This is a genomic window from Klebsiella sp. 10, assembly GCF_018223925.1.
Classification (GTDB): domain Bacteria; phylum Pseudomonadota; class Gammaproteobacteria; order Enterobacterales; family Enterobacteriaceae; genus Klebsiella; species Klebsiella pneumoniae.
On the sequence record NZ_JAGRRB010000029.1, the window covers coordinates 1 to 17,137 of the forward strand.

Annotated in this window: 13 protein-coding genes; 9 read left to right on the forward strand and 4 right to left on the reverse strand. The window is 53.4% G+C overall.

Annotated features, from left to right (window positions below; translation table 11 throughout):
* The 6 genes from KHQ26_RS25320 to KHQ26_RS25345 form a co-directional block, all read left to right on the forward strand.
* On the forward strand, positions 1-3,202 hold a 3,202-nt coding region (locus KHQ26_RS25320; RefSeq protein ID WP_211777973.1), incomplete at its 5' end, for a type I secretion C-terminal target domain-containing protein.
* A gap of 168 nt (positions 3,203-3,370) precedes the next feature.
* Positions 3,371-4,807, forward strand: coding sequence for a TolC family outer membrane protein (locus tag KHQ26_RS25325; protein ID WP_004179227.1), 1,437 nt, complete (start codon positions 3,371-3,373; stop codon positions 4,805-4,807).
* Entirely contained in the window at positions 4,804-6,951 is a 2,148-nt protein-coding gene (locus KHQ26_RS25330) for a type I secretion system permease/ATPase (RefSeq protein ID WP_004183581.1), read from the forward strand. Before KHQ26_RS25325 ends, KHQ26_RS25330 begins: the two co-directional genes overlap by 4 nt.
* Positions 6,948-8,168, forward strand: coding sequence for an HlyD family type I secretion periplasmic adaptor subunit (locus KHQ26_RS25335; protein ID WP_020804582.1), 1,221 nt, complete (start codon positions 6,948-6,950; stop codon positions 8,166-8,168). The genes KHQ26_RS25330 and KHQ26_RS25335 overlap by 4 nt, the downstream gene beginning before the upstream one ends.
* Before the next feature lie 53 nt (positions 8,169-8,221).
* Positions 8,222-11,356, forward strand: coding sequence for a glycosyltransferase (locus KHQ26_RS25340; protein WP_020804585.1), 3,135 nt, complete (start codon positions 8,222-8,224; stop codon positions 11,354-11,356).
* Positions 11,357-11,502: 146 nt separating this feature from the next.
* The gene (locus KHQ26_RS25345) at positions 11,503-12,378 is read left to right on the forward strand and encodes a hypothetical protein (RefSeq protein WP_004183583.1); all 876 of its coding nucleotides are present in this window, start codon (positions 11,503-11,505) and stop codon (positions 12,376-12,378) included.
* A gap of 42 nt (positions 12,379-12,420) precedes the next feature.
* On the opposite strand, the gene hspQ is transcribed toward KHQ26_RS25345, so the two are convergent.
* Positions 12,421-12,738 carry a heat shock protein HspQ gene (hspQ, locus tag KHQ26_RS25350; protein ID WP_002898441.1) on the reverse strand — a complete coding sequence of 106 codons (318 nt, stop codon included), beginning with the start codon at positions 12,736-12,738 and terminating at the stop codon, positions 12,421-12,423.
* A gap of 59 nt (positions 12,739-12,797) precedes the next feature.
* Positions 12,798-14,000, reverse strand: a complete 1,203-nt coding sequence (gene rlmI, locus KHQ26_RS25355) for a 23S rRNA (cytosine(1962)-C(5))-methyltransferase RlmI (protein ID WP_004176645.1) — start codon at positions 13,998-14,000, stop codon at positions 12,798-12,800.
* Between the two features lie 190 nt (positions 14,001-14,190).
* Between rlmI and KHQ26_RS25360 the strand changes: the two genes are divergently transcribed.
* Genes KHQ26_RS25360 through yccX form a run of 3 tightly spaced genes read left to right on the forward strand, consistent with a single transcriptional unit; the run spans position 14,191 to position 15,881 of the window.
* Positions 14,191-14,745 carry a YbhB/YbcL family Raf kinase inhibitor-like protein gene (locus KHQ26_RS25360; protein ID WP_020804579.1) on the forward strand — a complete coding sequence of 185 codons (555 nt, stop codon included), beginning with the start codon at positions 14,191-14,193 and terminating at the stop codon, positions 14,743-14,745.
* Positions 14,746-14,762: 17 nt separating this feature from the next.
* Positions 14,763-15,551: an AraC family transcriptional regulator gene (locus KHQ26_RS25365; protein ID WP_004176634.1), complete on the forward strand. Its 789-nt coding sequence runs from the start codon at positions 14,763-14,765 to the stop codon at positions 15,549-15,551.
* A 48-nt stretch (positions 15,552-15,599) separates the two neighbouring features.
* Entirely contained in the window at positions 15,600-15,881 is a 282-nt protein-coding gene (gene yccX / locus KHQ26_RS25370; protein WP_004176632.1) for an acylphosphatase, read from the forward strand.
* On the opposite strand, the gene tusE is transcribed toward yccX, so the two are convergent.
* Positions 15,878-16,207 carry a sulfurtransferase TusE gene (gene tusE / locus KHQ26_RS25375; protein WP_002898457.1) on the reverse strand — a complete coding sequence of 110 codons (330 nt, stop codon included), beginning with the start codon at positions 16,205-16,207 and terminating at the stop codon, positions 15,878-15,880. The genes yccX and tusE overlap by 4 nt on opposite strands.
* A gap of 88 nt (positions 16,208-16,295) precedes the next feature.
* Positions 16,296-16,955: an FtsH protease modulator YccA gene (yccA, locus tag KHQ26_RS25380; protein WP_002898458.1), complete on the reverse strand. Its 660-nt coding sequence runs from the start codon at positions 16,953-16,955 to the stop codon at positions 16,296-16,298.
* Positions 16,956-17,137 lie beyond the last annotated feature (182 nt).

Here is a 17,137-nt window from a genome sequence, read left to right on the forward strand (position 1 = left end):
TGACAGCGATTCGGACTCCGACAGCGATTCGGACTCCGACAGTGACTCCGATTCCGACAGCGATTCGGATTCTGACAGTGATTCGGACTCGGACTCTGACAGCGATTCGGACTCTGACAGTGACTCGGACTCCGACAGCGACTCGGACTCCGACAGCGACTCCGACTCGGACAGCGATTCGGACTCTGACAGCGACTCCGATTCGGACAGCGATTCTGACTCTGACAGCGATTCTGACTCTGACAGCGACTCCGATTCGGACAGCGACTCGGATTCGGACAGTGATTCGGATTCCGTTGAGGCAATACCTGATACCAATAGTTCTGAGGTTGTGCAGCAGTACGGCAATCTTAATGGTACTGAAGGCAATCTCTCGCAACTGGTTGGCGTCTCGCTGCTGAGCACGATTAATGTGTCGCTGTTGTCTGGCAGTAGCTTCCGCTTCAACGTGGACAACAACACAACAGAGGATATGACGGTTGATGTCAGCGGCGTGTCTCTGCTTTCAACGGCTGGGCTGTTAACGTCGATAGTCAATCTGCTGGGGGCTGGAAATACGCTGACAGCCGATCTGTCGGTGATTGATATCGCGACTGGACGCGTAGTTGCTATCGACGCGGGAAGCGTGAGTATTAGCGCAACGTTGCTTGGTGGGTTGGTCTATAGCGGAACAGCTTCCTTTGAGAATCTGCCTGCTGGTAGCTATGCGCTGGCGATATCCTCACCAAATTCCGATGGAGTTCTGGTGAGCCTGATCAACACGCTCGCAGGTGCAGGAGTAGCCACCTTTGTAGAAGCAACGGTAACCGATTCGCTCGGTTATAGCGGAAGTACCGTTACAGGCAATGTGCTGGAGGGATCGGATAACGGCGATATGGCCGATAGCGGTACCGACCTTACGGTAACGTCGGTAACGGCCACCACTGCTGCAGGTGAGACTTTCTCAGTGAATGGCGGCACCATATCGGTAACGGGTGCTTACGGCGTACTGACTATTAACGCTGACGGCAGCTATAGCTACCAGGCATCAGGTAAGGCCGGGTCGGCAGGTAATGCGGATGTATTTACCTATACCATTACGGATGGTAATGGGCTGCAATCAACCACCACCCTGACTATCAATATCGGTCAGGAGGTCGAGACCGCCCAGGCTAATCCGGATACGCAGGCTTATTACGTCGGCAACGTCGAAGATAATCTTGATATCCAGGGGGGCAATGTCGTTCAGGTGGCGGGCCTGTCGCTACTGAATACCGTGAATGTCGCGCTTCCGACCAATGGCTTTAAGTTTGTCGTGGCTGAAGGGACTGAACAGGATGTGACGTTAGGCGTTTCGGGGTCCACTGCCCTTAGCATCGCGCTAGGCGCCGTTACCCTGGATCTCATTCTGATCAATACCGACACTAACCAGATAGTCGGCGTTATTAAGGATGGAATTACAGCAACGCCGACAGGTTTCCTTGGATTAAGCCTTGAATACGCGGGAGGAGGGGAATTTGAAAGAATTGGCGCCGGTAACTATATGGTTGTTATTTCGTCGCCGACTACTGAAGGATTGATTGGTTCGATACTGAATCTGAATTTGGGCACCAGCATTAGTATGGAGGTGACAGATTCGACTAAATACGTGACGGGGAATGTTCTGCACACCGATAGCGATGGCGATGTTGGCGATACAGGTAATGAAATTACCGTAAGCAGCATTCAGTTTGGATCGCAGATCGAAACAGTCACTGCTGGCGGCGTCACGATTAACGGTACATACGGTACTCTGATAATCAAGTCTGACGGTAGTTATAGTTACCATGCTAATGGAACAACAGGGGTGGGTCAGAGTGATGTCTTCACCTACACGATAACGGATGGGCTGGGTCATACATCGTCGACTACGCTGACGATGAACATTGAGTCAACGCCACCGGTAGCGGTTGATGATATCGCCTCCCTGTCGGCGGCAACGGCAATGCAGTCGGTAACCTGGACGCAAAGCGTCAGCAATCTTGCAGTGCCAAACACGGCAGTAGCGGCTAATGCGACATCGGCGGCGAAAGTCACTAGTCAGAACTTTACCATCGCTGAAGGCCGGGAGGTGGATGGAGCATCTATCACTCTCAACTTGAGTGGTAACCGAACCAGTGGTCTCTCACTACTGAATGGCGATCTTTCTGGGACGGTCACTCTTATTCATCATGTCACTGTTGGCGGTGTCACAACAGATGTAACGGTGTGGACGAGTTCTCTGACGATGGCTCTGGATGGTTCTCTCCTTAGCCCGTCATCCGATACGGATACTGTGACGCTGAACATGGTTAACGGCGGCATCCCGCTACAACTGGCGGCAGGTGATTATACTCTGAGTATTAGTCATACGATGCATGCCGGCACGGCGTTGTCCTACAACCTGTCAGCGAGCGTAGCAGGAACAGAGATCCTTACCGATGCGCATCTGACGGTCGGGCAATCTGTGGCAGGGAATATTCTCGACGGTTCCGATGCGAATGGAACACCAGACACGCTTGGTTCGCTGCATAGCGGCTTTACGATAAGTGGCGAAAACAATCTGGGTATCGCGACCAACTGGACCTTCCATTCTGATGGCACAGTAACTAACGATACGGGAACCAGCGCATCTAATGGAAATGCGGTGCTGTATGGTGAATACGGGATCCTGACCATTAATGGGCAAGGTGGTTACACCTATCAGTTGAACGGGGGTGTGAATACCGATGCAATAACGTCTAAGGAGACATTTACTTATACCCTTATCAGTAGTGATGGCGGCAGTTCGACGGCGAATCTGACGATCGATCTGCACCCGCAGATCGCCGGCAGCGTCAATGACGATAGCGTTCATAGTACCGCTTACGATGACACCTTCAGCATGGGTGTGGGAGCCGATACGCTGGTTTACAACCTGCTGGCGGATGACAACACCGGAGGCAACGGTAGCGATATCTGGAGCGATTTCTCGGTCGCCCAGGGAGATCATATCGATGTTTCGGCGCTGTTGGTCGGCTGGAATGGTTCCAGCGATACGTTGGGTAACTATATTACTCTGAGTTATGTCGGCGGAAACACCGTGGTGTCTATTGATCGCGATGGAACGGGTGGAAACACCCATCAACCTGCGACGTTGATTACGCTACAGGGGGTCCATATCAATTCGCTCGATGAGCTAATTGATACCAATAACTCGAACTAAATAAGTCGATGAGAATGGCGGCACAGGGAGGTGCTGCCGTTACGATTTTTTGTCGCGAAAGGGGATAAGGAAAAACCAATCGGGGAACGACGGGCTATCGTTAAATAAAAAGAATGATGCGGAAAGAGTATATCCATATTTTCAGTGTGCTTTCTGAAGGGTAATTTTATGCGTCTATTTCAAAAAAAAGGGATGGTCAGCGTTTACAGCTGCAGCACTATTTTCCTGTCAATCTGCGTGGTATTAACGGTTGACGCAGAGGAGCTTTCTTTTCCGCCCACCAGCATCAGCACCCAGAGGTTAAACGATACTCAGCAGGTCGCCGGATATAGCGAAGAGCTTATCAACCCTGAAAGTCATCTTGCCGGTCCACTGGATATTGCTACCGCAGTAAAATCAGCAGTCAATTGGCATCCTGCTATCAATCAACAGGTGAGTAAACTTCAGGAGCAGGTGCAAAAAGTGGATGTAGCGAAAGCCAAATATTATCCGCAGGTTAATGCGGGTATGAATAATGGGTACAGTAACACCTACTCTGATTCTGGATATTCTCCCTCATTAGTTGTCTCTGTTTCGCAAATGCTGTACGACTTTGGCAAAGTCTCCAGTTCGGTGAGAGCGGCGGACGCTGCCGTTGCCCAACAGCAGGCGATGGTCATGCTTAATATCGATCAGGTGGCTCATGATACCGCGGGTGCAGTGGTACAGCTGCAGGGTTATCAAAAGCTCGTGAAAATAGCCCAGGCCCAGGTCGATTCGTTAAAGCATATTGGCGATCTTATTCGCCAGCGCAACGACGCCGGGGCGACATCGCTTTCTGATGTTGTGCAGACGGATACCCGCGTTGAGGGTGCGCAGGCGACGCTTATCCAGTATCAGGCAGCGCTTGAGCGCTGGAAGGCAACGCTGGCGACGTATCTTGGTCTCGGAAGTATTACCTCCGTAACCGAAAGCGTACCGCAGGCTATGGATGCCGCCTGCGCCGTTAGTAAAATTGATTATCGAACCGTACCAGCGGTGCTCGCCGCTTTGGCCCAGGCTACACAGGCACAAGCCCAGGTAGATAATGCCACCGCGCAAATGTTGCCTACAATCTCGCTGGAACCTCAGGTAACGCATTACCTCAATGATAATTACGCCAACAGCGCGGTATTAAATAAAACGCAGTATTCGGCATGGGTCAAAGTAGAAATGCCGATCTACCAGGGCGGCGCGCTAACGGCTTCCCGCGAAGCGGCGCAGCAAACGCTATCTGCGGCGAATGCAGGGATCAGAAACGCGCAACTCGATGCCAGCCAGAAGTTGAGCGCCTCCCGCGACGAGGCGGTAAACCTGAAACAATCTATCGCCATCCAGCGCCGCCAGCAATTGCTTGGCGAACAAACCCGCGCCCTGTATCAGGATCAATATTTACAGCTCGGCACGCGTCCGTTACTCGACCTGCTTAACGTCGATCAGGAAATTTATCAGGCGCAATTTAATCAGGTATTAACTGAAGCGCAACTGCGAAATCTGGAACTGGACTGTCTGTTCAGTACAGGGAAAATGCGCGCCGTTTTTGCTCTGGATAACCAAAGAATTCAGGGCGTGGAGATTCGACCATGAGCGAACAACCCCAGCGCAGCGATATTCCGCATTTACAGGATTGGGCTAACGCTATGGCTTTTGTCGCCAGCCATTATCGGCAAAGTTACTCACCGGGGACGCTTCATGCCGCGGCGGAGTGGGCGACGCAAAAAACGCTGCCTGATGCGCTTAAACATTTATGCCGTCATGCCGGATTGCATTGCCAATTTCTTAATGGCAATGACCGGAAAATGTCGGCCTGGCGGCTGCCGCTTGTGGTACAGCTCAAAGATGGCCAGATTGGCATTATTGAAAGCTTCGATCTACATAACTCAGTCGGGATCCGTTTTGTCAAAGAGCTCACATTACTAAGCCACTGTCCGCTTGACTCCTTGTTAGATGAAATTGAATTCACTGTGGCTTTTCGTCCGGCCTCGCCGGAGAAAGATATTAGAACTGAAAGCTACCTCACACGCTTCCAGCCGGACTGGTTACGTAAGATCGTTTTAAAAGATTGGCATCCCTATACACATGTCATGCTGGCGTCGCTGGCGATCAATATTTTGGCATTAGCCGGTATCCTCTTTTCCATGCAGGTATATGATCGGGTAATTCCGGCCCAATCCTATCCCACGTTATATGTCTTGTTTAGCGGCGTATTAATTGCCGCAGTGTTCAATTTCGTTCTGAAAATTACTCGCGGTCACGTGACCGACCTGCTGGGAAAACGTGGGGATATTCGTATCTCCGATCGCGTATTTGGTCACGCATTACGGCTGAAAAATACGGCGGTGCCGCGCTCGACGGGCAGCTTTATTTCCCAGATTCGCGAGCTAGAGCAGGTACGGGAAATGATGACCTCGACCATGATGACGGTCATTGCCGATTTACCTTTTTTCCTGCTTTTTCAGCTTGTGCTATTTATCGTCTCGCCATGGCTGAGTTGGATCGCGCCTGTTGCGACTATCCTGATGCTGTTACCGGGATTGTTACTGCAGAAAAAACTGGCTGAGCTGGCAAATAAAAATCAGCATGAAAGCACGCTACGCAACGCCATTTTGGTGGAAAGCATTCAGGGCCTGCCGGATATAAAAATGATGCAGGCAGAAAGTCGCTTTCTGCAACAATGGAACAGCTATGTGGCGATTACTGCGGAATCGGGAGTTCAAACCCGAAAAGTCACTCATGGGCTGGTGAGCTGGGGCATGTCGATCCAGAACCTGTTGTATGCCACCGTAGTGGCCGTTGGGGCGCCGCTGGTGATTAATGGCGACATCACGACCGGCGCCATGGTGGCGGCATCGATGCTGTCCAGTCGAATGGTTGCTCCGATGACGGCGCTCTGCGGGGTACTGGCTCGCTGGCAGCAGGTGAAAGTAGCGAAAGCAAGCCTGGATAATTTAATGGCGCTGCCGGTAGAAGGGGGGCTGGATGAGCCGCGGATCCATCGAGCGGTTCTGCACGGTAATTATGAATTTCGCAACGCCGAGTTTCGTTACGGCAAAGACAATGGCCCCGCACCGCTGCGAATTAAACAGCTTTCTATCAAAGCCGGGGAAAAAATAGCTGTTCTGGGGCGCATTGGCGCCGGGAAATCAACGCTTTTGCAGGCAATGATGGGTAATGTTGAGTTGACGTCAGGCGAACTAAGGCTTGACGATCTTTCGCTGCCGCAAATCGATCTGGCGGATATTCGCCGTAATGCCACGCTACTGACGCAGGAGGCTCGGTTATTTCATGGGACATTAAGGGAAAATGTGACCCTGGGACGGCCTATGGCGAGCGATGATGAACTGGTGAAAGTGCTGGAGCTGTGCGGTGCGCTGGAGTTTGTCAACAAACTGCCTATGGGGCTTGAACATCTGGTGATGGAGGGAGGGCTTGGGCTTTCCGGCGGGCAGCGGCAGTCACTGCTGCTGGCTCGAGCGCTCATCCGCGATCCCAATATTATTCTGCTGGATGAACCCACCTCATTCTTTGATGAACGAACAGAAAAAGCGTTTGTCGAGCAGCTGGCCCGTTGGGCAGGAGAGCGTACGTTAATCATCGCCACTCACAAAGCGGCGGTGCTCAATATCGTCGATCGTATACTGGTTATTCAGGACGGGCAGCTGGCGCTGGATAAGCCTAAAGCGACGGTATTTGAGCAAGAAAAAGCGCGTGCTCAGGTGGTGAACATATGAATAAGCCCACTGCTGCGATTTTCCCGTTGGTAAAGGAACTCGATCCGGTTGCTGCGATGGCTGATAACGAGCGTGATGAGGCCGATCTGGTTAAATCGCGCCGCCTGATCGCTTTACTGGCGCTACTGCTGGTGGTCACAGGCGTTTGGGCGTGGTTTGCCACGCTTGATGAAGTATCCACCGGGACCGGAAAAGTGATCCCCAGCTCGCGCGAACAGGTGTTGCAAACGCTCGATGGCGGGATCTTAACTGAGCTGAACGTTCGCGAAGGCAGCCGTGTCGCCGCGGGCCAGGTGGTCGCACGATTGGATCCGACCCGCAGTGAATCCAATGTTGGCGAAAGTCAGGCAAAATATCGCGCGTCATTAGCCGCAAGCATTCGCCTGACCGCCGAGGTGAACAACCAACCGCTGATTTTTCCACCATCGCTGAAGGCCTGGCCGGGGCTACTGGCGGAAGAAACTCGCCTCTATCACAGTCGCAGGGAGCAGCTAACGAAGTCTATGCGGCAACTGGAGCAGTCGTTATCGCTGGTCAATAGTGAGCTGGCGATAAATGAAAAGCTGGCTAAGACCGGTGCGGCCAGTAATGTTGAAGTGCTTCGTTTACGCCAGCAGGCTGCCGATATTGAGCTAAAGAAAATTGACCTCAACACTCGCTACTATGTTGATGCCCGCGAGCAGTTGTCAAAAGCCAATGCGGATGTCGCCAGCCTTGCCGAAGTGATTAAGGGCCGGGCAGATTCAGTGGCTCGATTGACCGTGCGCTCACCGGTGCAGGGGATCGTCAAAAATATCAAAGTGAATACCATCGGCGGGGTTATCGCGCCTAACGGTGAACTGATGGATATCGTCCCCATTGATGGTCGATTGTTGATCGAAGCGCGGATTTCTCCGCGCGATATTGCATTTATTCATCCCGATCAGAAGGCGCTGGTGAAAATTACCGCCTATGATTATGCCATCTATGGCGCCCTCAATGGTGTTGTCGAAACGATATCTCCCGACACGATTCAGGACGAGGCAAAACCTGATGTTTACTATTATCGGGTGTTTATCCGTACCGATCATAACTATCTGGAAAATAAACGCGGTAAGCGTTTTTTAATAGGTCCAGGGATGATCGCTACGGTTGATATTAAAACCGGAGAGAAGACAGTTATGGATTATTTGGTGAAACCATTTAATAGGGCAAAAGAAGCGCTGAGAGAAAGGTAACACCTGCTAGTTAGCTTTATGTTTGGTGAATTTTCAACGAATGGAGATTTGAGATGGCATTGAGCGATTTATTACAACAGGCTTGCTTTCAGTGCAAACCATTAAAAACGACCGCATTGCCTACTGATTATCCTGGGTGGGTCATCTTTTTTAGCGTCAGTGACGGTAAGCAGCGTGCGCATGTCCATGTTTCGACAGCAGCCAGCTTTGATCAAGCCTGGCTAGCCGGGGCCAGAGCGCTGCAGGAGTGGCGTAAAAAGCAAGATAATGAAACCCAATGGTTACGAATTGATATTGTCGATAGCGTAGAAAAGCTAACGTGGGAAAATCTATTAAAGAAACTCAATATCACCAAACGCAATTATTTTCGCTTCGGCATCTCTTTTGATACACAATTTACGCAAGCGATCCTTGAACAGGAAATTGCGGCGAATGCTTTACTTTATGATGGGGACAATGGCGTAGCGGCGCCAAATGACATCAATCTGGAAAATTATGGTCAACGCCGATTTAAGCGCAGTTTGAACTGGCCGAGCGAACCTCAGCAGATACTATGGCGGTTTAAAACGCGTTCAGTATTCTGCGATCGTAACGGCGCTAAACTCATCGAACATACTGGCCGCAGTTCCGGCTACCGCGTTATCGGTGATGAATGGCAAAAAAATTATCTGCCCGAGGTTATTAAAAAGGGGAGCGATTATCTGGCTCGTCAGGTCAAAAAAGACGGACTCTATTATTACGGATGGTTTCCCTGCTTTGACCGTCCTGTGCGATCCTATAATGCTTTACGCCATGCCAGCTCAACCTATTCGCTGATTGAGGGGTGGGAGGCGACTAAGCAGCCGCACCTTCGTCAGGCGATCGATCGGGCGATTGCTTACCTGGTCAATAACCTTATTTCTGTTCGTACGCTTGCTGATGGACGACAGGCTGCGTTTCTTTGTGATGTCGAAAATGAAATTAAACTTGGCGGTAATGCCGTCAGTATTCTGGCGCTGGTGAAATACACCGAAACGACGGGCGATCGACAATATCTGGACTTGTTGTCGCAACTGGCCACTGGAATTGCATTTATGCAGGACGAGCAAAGTGGTGAGTTTGTTCATGTCCTTAACAGCCACGACCTCTCATTGAAAGCCAAACATCGCATCATCTATTACGACGGTGAGGCGGCTTTTGCCTTAATGCGCTTGTATAGCTTGACGTTGGCGCCGCAGTGGCTGGTTATGGTGGAGAAAGCATTTGAATACTTCATTCGACAAAAACACTGGCAGCATCACGATCACTGGTTGAGCTATTGCGTTAACGAATTAACGCGTTTTCGCCCGGAGGAGCGTTATTTCCGCTTCGGGCTGGACAACGTGCGCGATCATCTGGATTTCGTGCTGCAACGGGTAACAACCTATCCAACGCTACTGGAGTTAATGATGGCGGCGGCGGAAATGATTGCGCGCCTGGAGGCCTCTACCACACAGCGCCATTTGCTCGACGACTTTGATAAAGACAAATTTTACCAGGCCCTGGAGGCGCGGGCGCGTTATTTACTGGATGGTTTCTTCTGGCCAGAGCTGGCGATGTTTTTTAAAAATCCTGCGCGTATCGTTAATAGTTTCTTTATTCGTCACCATAGCTATCGTGTTCGAATTGATGATGTAGAGCACTATCTGTCAGGTTATATCGCTTATCAGAAGTATTTTCAGGCAGCCAGCAAACGTCAGCAATCGCCAATCGCGGCGCCGCCCGCGCCTCGGGGAACGACCCTTTTTTTGTTGGAGAATCTGCGCGACGTGGGGAATGGTATTGAGGTTGCGGCTACCCGGCGAGCAAGGCTGTTTGTTGAACATTTACACACCGTCCCGTGGCTTATCACCGCCGTCTGGAACCCAGACCTTAACGATGCGGTAAAAGCGTTGAAGGCACGGGGAGCGTTGCCGGAAGCGGTGCCGGTTTATAACCTCTACAATGCATTAGCGTCGTGCCTGAGTGCGGGGAAGATCGTCCCGCTTCCAGGGCTGAAAGGGGAGGTTGAGCTTCGTCAGACAGTTGTGCCGAAAGCAGAGGCGCCAATCGGTAAAAATAATTATCAATTACGCCCGCAGGGGCAATTGGTGGAAGATTACGTCGATAGCGCAGGAAACGTGTTGCTGCGTAAATATTTTGATATCAAGAAAGCGAATCTGCAGATTATCCGCATGGATGTCGCTTTGCCGGGCGGGGAGGTCAAATCCTTTAACCAACAGGAAGCGTTTTTCTCCTGGATGCTGGAAATGATGCTGCCCGCAGCGGGCAACTGGCATTTTATCGTCGATAAAAACAAAGCGTGGAAAGATTTTGTCTGTTCGCAACCGGCACAGCGGATGAACTGCACGGTTAGCGCGGTCATCCACTCTCATCATCAATTGCTAAACGGCGGGATAAAAGCTTCTTACCGTCATTTACTGGAACAACCGCAACTGGTGGATCGGTTAATCGTACTCACCGACGAACAATGGCAAGATTTACAGCAAGAGGGGATCCCCGGCGCTCGCCTTGTGGTCATCCCCAACCATATGGATGACAGCAAAATTCCGGTTAACCCGCAAAAGGAGCCCTCAGAAACGGTCATTTACCTGGCGCGTTATTCTGAAGAAAAGCAGCATCTGACGCTGTTCAACGCATTCCGTAAAGTGTCCGCACAACGTCCCGATGCGCGGCTCCATACTTATGGCGTCGGCCCGCTTCGCCGTAAACTTAGCGATCAGGTTAAGGCGTGGGGATTAGAAGACGTGATAAAAATCAACGGATTTACCTCGGATATTGCTGCCGTTCATCGACACGCTTGCTGTACGGTCCTCTGTTCAAATCAGGAGGGGCAATCTCTGTCGGCGGTCGAGGCCATGGTCTACGGCACGCCGTTAATTAGTTTTGCTATTAAATATGGGCCGCGCGATATTCTGCAGGACCGCCAGGCCGGGATTCTGGTGCCTTACGGCGACGAAGAGGCGTTGGCCGCGGCCTTAGTTCGGGTTATTTCCGATAAGGCGCTACAAAAAGAGATGCAGGCCGCCGCTATCCGCAATGCGCGCCGTTATTACGCTACCGCGATAGCCGGGCGCTGGGAAAGCTGGTTACAGCACAATGAGCAGCGAATGAAGGAGCAGGAGGAGAAGCCACTCAATGTGGCTTCGCTCAAACAACGTGTCGTGTAAGAACGTTTCTGCCCCGGTAAAACTCTTTTACCGGGGCGGGTTACATCCAAAGAGGCGGTACCTTGCGATATAGCAGAGCAGGAGCGGTATGGTGCGCAATTTATCTGTCAGCGGTGTTTTGTTTGCCGTCCGCGGCGGCCGATGAAATGGTGCAGGAATCCCGCTGCGTCAAAGGTTCGATATTACTTAATCATCGTCTCGAAAAAGAATATGTTGAAGATGATTTCCATATTTTTTATAGCCTGCAAGGGCGAGACGCCCTCAAATATCAGTACGACAGCTCAGGCAGTGGCGTCCCTGACAGTATCAAAGATATTGCCGGGCAACTACAGGCCGCTAAATACCTCTATTCCAGTGTGCTTGGCCTTCGCTTTCCGTTACAGCAAAAGATCTATGCTCAGGCCAGGCAAATCAATGTCTATGTGCTGCAACTGCCGAAAGGAAATGGTTTGGCCTTCGATCGCGTGGCGGCAGAAACGATGAGTGACGGCAGGCAGCTGCCTTGCGGTTTAAAGTTTGTATTGAATGCCGCGCTGGAACCGGCGCGTAACATTACGCCAGCTCATGAATTTTTCCATCTTTATCAGTATGGCTATGCCGTTTTTAAACAAAAATGGTATCTGGAGGGAATGGCGCGATGGATAGAGAACAGCTTTAAAGCGCCTGAGAAAAATACCCGGCGGCTCTCTCCGCTTCCTCATTGCGACAGTAATTTTACCCGGGGTTATAACGCCGCGAATTACTGGGCGAGCTTTGCGCAAGCACATTTTGCTGATGTCGCTATCCCCGCCGCAGCACAGCGTTTTCGTTACAGCGACGGTTCGCCAGTTTTAATAGCGCAGGAAGTAAAGGGGGGAGCAATGCTAGCGCCGTTTTTTAATCAGTTGGCGCAGGGCAGCGCGGCACAGTCGCGGCAGTTAAATCAGGCGAACATCCGCTGGTCTGAAGCTCAGCAGCGCAGTCCGCAATTTAATGAGGCGATCTGTCAGGCGTTGGCCGCCGCGGTGGCAAAGAAAAAATAGAATATAAAACGAAACGCCGCCCATCAGGGCGGCGTGGGTAGGCTAGTTACGCAACCTTGGCGCCTGCAGCTGCTGACGAATCGTTTTGGCCAGTTCGTCAAGGGACGGCTGTTCCGGGTGTTCGTCGCGGGTTTCGCTGCTCAGCTGCGCTTCTGCCAGATAGGTGTGAATCGGCTGGCCATCATCATCTTCCATCACCACATGGTACCAGGGCGCCGCGCGCAGTTCGTCATTGGCGGCAATTTCATCCTCTTCCGGCTCCGCGAGCGAATACTCGGGATCGACATCGACGATGACGCCCAGGTAGCCCAAGAGCGTATGGCGGACCTGTTGGCCGATACCGAATTTGCTGGCTATCATAGGCACCTCCTGGGAAACATGAATACTCCCTATATGAGGCTCATGTTTCGTTTTTCAAGTTACATGACGCGACAGGCAAACCCCTTCAGATACAGCCCTTCCGGGTAGGTTGCGATCACCGGGTGGTCGGCAGCCTGACGGAACTGTTCTATAAATTGTACATCACGCCCGGCATCAATTGCGGCATCGGCGATGATTTTCTGAAATAAATCGGTGGTCATCAGCCCGGAGCAGGAGAATGTCAGCAGCACGCCGCCGGGGTTCAGCAGCTGGATCGCCAGCATATTGATATCTTTATAGCCGCGGCAGGCGCCCATCAGCTGGCTTTTATTTTCCACGAACTTCGGCGGATCCATCACGATCACGTCGAATTTCTCTCCCCGATCGCGGTATTTGCGCAGCAGTTTGAACACGTCGTCGCGCACAAATTCCGCTTTGGACAGATCCAGTCCGTTGATCTCCACGTTCTGGCGGGCAACGTCGAGCGCCTCCTGCGAGGTATCCACGCTGGTGACCTGGCGGCAGCCGCCCATCAGCGCCGACACCGCAAAGCCGCCGGTGTAGGAGAAGCAGTTCAGCACCCGTTTATCCGCGACATAGCGGCGGGTGGCCAGGCGGCTGTCACGCTGGTCGAGGTAGTAGCCGGTCTTGTGCCCGCCCTGGATATCGACCAACAGCTTCATGCCGTGCTCGGTGATCGGCAGCAGCGCCGGGGGCAGTTCGCCCACCACCGGCCCCTGGGCCAGCTCCAGTCCCTCTTTTTTACGCACGGCGACATCGCTGCGATCGTAAATGGCGCAGTCCGGGAACAGGTTCTGCAGGGCGCTGATGATGGCGGCGCGCTGGTATTCGGCGCCTGCGCTGAGCAGCTGCAGCACGAAAAAGTTGCCAAAGCGGTCGATAGTGACGCCCGGCAGGCCATCGGACTCGCCGGCGATCAGGCGGTAGCTGTCGAGGCCATCGCGCTCGGCCAGCCAGGCACGCCAGGTTTGCGCCTGCTTCAGACGGCGTTCAAAGAAGGCGCTATCGATGGCTTCATTGCGGTCGAAGGTCCACACGCGGGCGCGGATCTGCGACGACGGCGAGTAAGCGCCGCGGGCCAGCCATTTTCCCTGATGGTCAACGATATCGATGGTTTCACCGCTGCGGGCTTTACCTTCCATGCGGGCGACGCCGCCGGAGAATATCCACGGATGGCGACGCAGCAGGGATTTCTCGCGTCCTTTGGCTAACACTAAGCGGGGGAATAGGGAATCTGTCATGGGGCTACCTTTAAGCAACGGGAATGTCGGCACCGAAAAATGGCGCGTAGATTAGCACACCTGGCGCACGCAAGCATCTTTCGCCCGGCAGGCACAGGTGAGCGTTTCGGCACAAAATGCAGGCGCTTCGGCACATTCAGCTGGTGCGGACTCTCATACCCTGTTTTCTCACCCCAACGAGGAGCAGACGATGAAAACAGGTATCCGCATGGCTGTGGCGATGGTAACGGCTGTGAGCAGCGGCGCGATGGCCGCGCCGTTTAGCGTAAGCAGCAATGATATGCGTGACGGGCAGCCGCTGGCCCAGCAGCACTGGTTTGCCGGTTTCGGCTGTACCGGAGGCAATGTCTCTCCGCAGCTGGCATGGAAAAACGCCCCGGCGGGTACGCGCAGCTTCGCGGTCACCGTCCGGGATCCCGATGCGCCTTCCGGCAGCGGCTGGTGGCACTGGACGGTGGTCAATATCGCCAGCAGCGTCTTTTCGCTGCCCGCTGGCGCGGGAGATAAAAACAGCGCTACACTGCCGGGCGGAGCGGTCCAGGGCCGCAACGATTTTGGCTATGCCGGCTTCGGCGGCGCCTGTCCGCCGGCGGGAGATAAACCGCACCGCTATCGCTTTACGGTATGGGCGCTGGATGTCCCCACGCTGCCGGTGGATGCCGGGGCCAGCGGGGCGCTGGTCGGCTATCTGTTACATAGCCATGCTCTCGCCAGCGCACAGTTGACGGCGATGGCCGGGCGTTAAAATAAAAGGTCGGTCTGATGGAGAGTATCCACTTTCAGCATAACGCCTTAACCGCGGCGGAGATCACCACCCGACGGCTATGCAGACTGCATCGCGTGCGGCTGTTCTCCCCGGCGCTCTGTCGGGTGAAACGCGGCAGCAAAGTGATTGTGCAAGGGGAGAGCCGGGTGCTGGCGACTCCGCAACAGCTGATTGTTTTGCCAGCTGATGTGGAACTGGAGGTGATTAACCAGCCGGAGAATGGCCTCTTTTGCTCCGATCTGCTATCGCTGACGCCCGAGCTGCTGACGAGGTTTAAGACTCGTTATCTCAGCGAATCACCGCCAGGACGCCTGACCTCGCTCTGCGCACCGGTGACGACAGAGCTGGCGTTTATGTGGCAAAGCGTTCTGCAGGCGGTGCGGGAGGGATTGTCCGTCGCGCTGCAGCAGCACCAGACCATGGGGCTGCTGCTGGCCCTGTATGAGGCTGGCTATGCGGGCCCGCTGCTCGTCGAGCGGCAGCAGGATCTGTCGGCGCAGGTGCGGCAGCTGATTATGCTGTCGCCGGCGCAGGCATGGAGCGTGTCGCGGGTGGCGAAGATGCTCTTTCTCGGCGAGTCCACGCTGCGCCGTCGGCTGCAGCAGGAATCGCAGAGTTTTCGCCAGATCGTCGAGGAGGTGCGGATGGCCCACGCCCTGGGCCAGCTGCAGACCACCTCGCGGCCAATAGGCGAAATTGCGCAGAACAGCGGATATCAGTCGGGATCGCGCTTTACCGCGCGCTTCCGTCAGCATTATGGTTTACTGCCGAAGCATGTACGCTGAGCGAATTTGCTATCCTCAGCGTATAGCGTGAGCGAAAAGGAGATGATTATGGCCAGTATCTGCACAATGGCATGGGTTTACGGTTCGGTTCAGGGCGTGGGGTTTCGCTATTCCACGCAGCGGGAAGCGCTGCAGCTGGGGGTGACCGGTTATGCCCGTAATCTGGATGACGGCGGGGTGGAAGTGCTTGCCTGCGGCGAGGCGGAGCAGGTGGAAAAACTCATCACCTGGCTGAAAGCCGGGGGGCCGCGCAGCGCGCGGGTTGACCGAGTGTTAACCGAGCCCCATCAACCCACCCGCAGCTGGGACAAATTCGCGATCCTCTATTAGATGCACTTCACCGGCTTCGGCAAGCCGGCGATTTTAGTCGCCTGTTTGGCGGGTCCTTTCGGGAACAGGCGATAGAGATAGCGGCTGTTGCCTTTCTCTTCGCCAAACTTGTTGGCCATCGCCTTGACCAGCATACGGATCGCCGGAGAGGTGTTAAATTCAAGGTAAAACTCGCGCACAAAGCGCACTACTTCCCAGTGTTCAACGGCGAGCGTTATCCCTTCCTGCGCGGCAATGACTTCCGCCATCGCCTCGCTCCACTGGGTGGTATCTTTCAGATAGCCTTCGCTATCCGTTTCAATTTCGTTGCCTTCAAAAATAAACATGATTTTTCACATACCGCCTGAAACTGGCCGCAGTGTAGCAAAAAAAAAGGCCCCGCATAAGCGAGGCCTCTGTTAAGCAGGGGAGCGGTTAGTCCCGGCTGGCGAAGCCCAGGATGCTCAGCAGGCTGACAAAAATGTTGTACAGCGAGACATACAGACTGACCGTCGCGCGGATATAGTTGGTTTCACCGCCGCGGATAATGTTGCTGGTCTCGAACAGGATGGCACCCGAAGAGATCAGGATGAACACCGCGCTAATCGCCAGGTGCAGCGCCGGCAGCTGCAGGAACAGGTTAGCGACCATACCAATCAGGACGACCACCACGCCGGCCATCAGCATCCCGCCAAGGAATGACATGTCTTTACGCGTCGTCAGCACGTAGGCCGAGCAGCAGAAGAAGACCAGCGCCGTGCCGCCCAGCGCCAGGCCGATTAAATCGCCCATGCCGGCAGAAAGATACGCGTTCAGCATCGGCCCAAGGATATAGCCGAGGAACCCGGTGAAGGCGAAGGCGGAAATAATCCCGGTGGGTTTATTCGCCGTTTTGTAGGTCAGGAACATCAGACCGTACATCCCCACGAGGGTCAAAATGAGACCCGGCGAAGGGAGCATCAGCACTGTGCTGGCGGTGGCGGTGATAGCGGAAAACGCCAGCGTCAGGCTGAGCAGGAAGTAGGTGTTACGCAGAACCTTGTGCGTGCTGAGCAGCGAGGAACGGTCACGCGATGATGTAATTATGCGATCCATGAGTCACTCTCTTATGACAGATGTAATTAGGGATAAAGAATAAGAAAAACAAGCGTGAAGCCCTAATGCTTTTACCCATCTTTACTTAGTTTTTACCGCTTTTGCCTGGCATAAAATTCTATATAGATAGGGAAAAGCGATATATTTTCGCTTTTCGCGTCGCTGAGCCGATCGAAATCTTA

Bases quoted from the DNA above. Each gene is read 5' to 3' on its own strand.
- KHQ26_RS25325 (WP_004179227.1), top strand. From the start codon at position 3,371: ATGCGTCTATTTCAAAAAAAAGGGATGGTCAGCGTTTACAGCTGCAGC.
- KHQ26_RS25330 (WP_004183581.1), top strand. From the start codon at position 4,804: ATGAGCGAACAACCCCAGCGCAGCGATATTCCGCATTTACAGGATTGG.
- KHQ26_RS25335 (WP_020804582.1), top strand. From the start codon at position 6,948: ATGAATAAGCCCACTGCTGCGATTTTCCCGTTGGTAAAGGAACTCGAT.
- KHQ26_RS25340 (WP_020804585.1), top strand. From the start codon at position 8,222: ATGGCATTGAGCGATTTATTACAACAGGCTTGCTTTCAGTGCAAACCA.
- KHQ26_RS25345 (WP_004183583.1), top strand. From the start codon at position 11,503: ATGGTGCAGGAATCCCGCTGCGTCAAAGGTTCGATATTACTTAATCAT.
- hspQ (WP_002898441.1), bottom strand. From the start codon at position 12,738: ATGATAGCCAGCAAATTCGGTATCGGCCAACAGGTCCGCCATACGCTC.
- rlmI (WP_004176645.1), bottom strand. From the start codon at position 14,000: ATGACAGATTCCCTATTCCCCCGCTTAGTGTTAGCCAAAGGACGCGAG.
- KHQ26_RS25360 (WP_020804579.1), top strand. From the start codon at position 14,191: ATGAAAACAGGTATCCGCATGGCTGTGGCGATGGTAACGGCTGTGAGC.
- KHQ26_RS25365 (WP_004176634.1), top strand. From the start codon at position 14,763: ATGGAGAGTATCCACTTTCAGCATAACGCCTTAACCGCGGCGGAGATC.
- yccX (WP_004176632.1), top strand. From the start codon at position 15,600: ATGGCCAGTATCTGCACAATGGCATGGGTTTACGGTTCGGTTCAGGGC.
- tusE (WP_002898457.1), bottom strand. From the start codon at position 16,207: ATGTTTATTTTTGAAGGCAACGAAATTGAAACGGATAGCGAAGGCTAT.
- yccA (WP_002898458.1), bottom strand. From the start codon at position 16,955: ATGGATCGCATAATTACATCATCGCGTGACCGTTCCTCGCTGCTCAGC.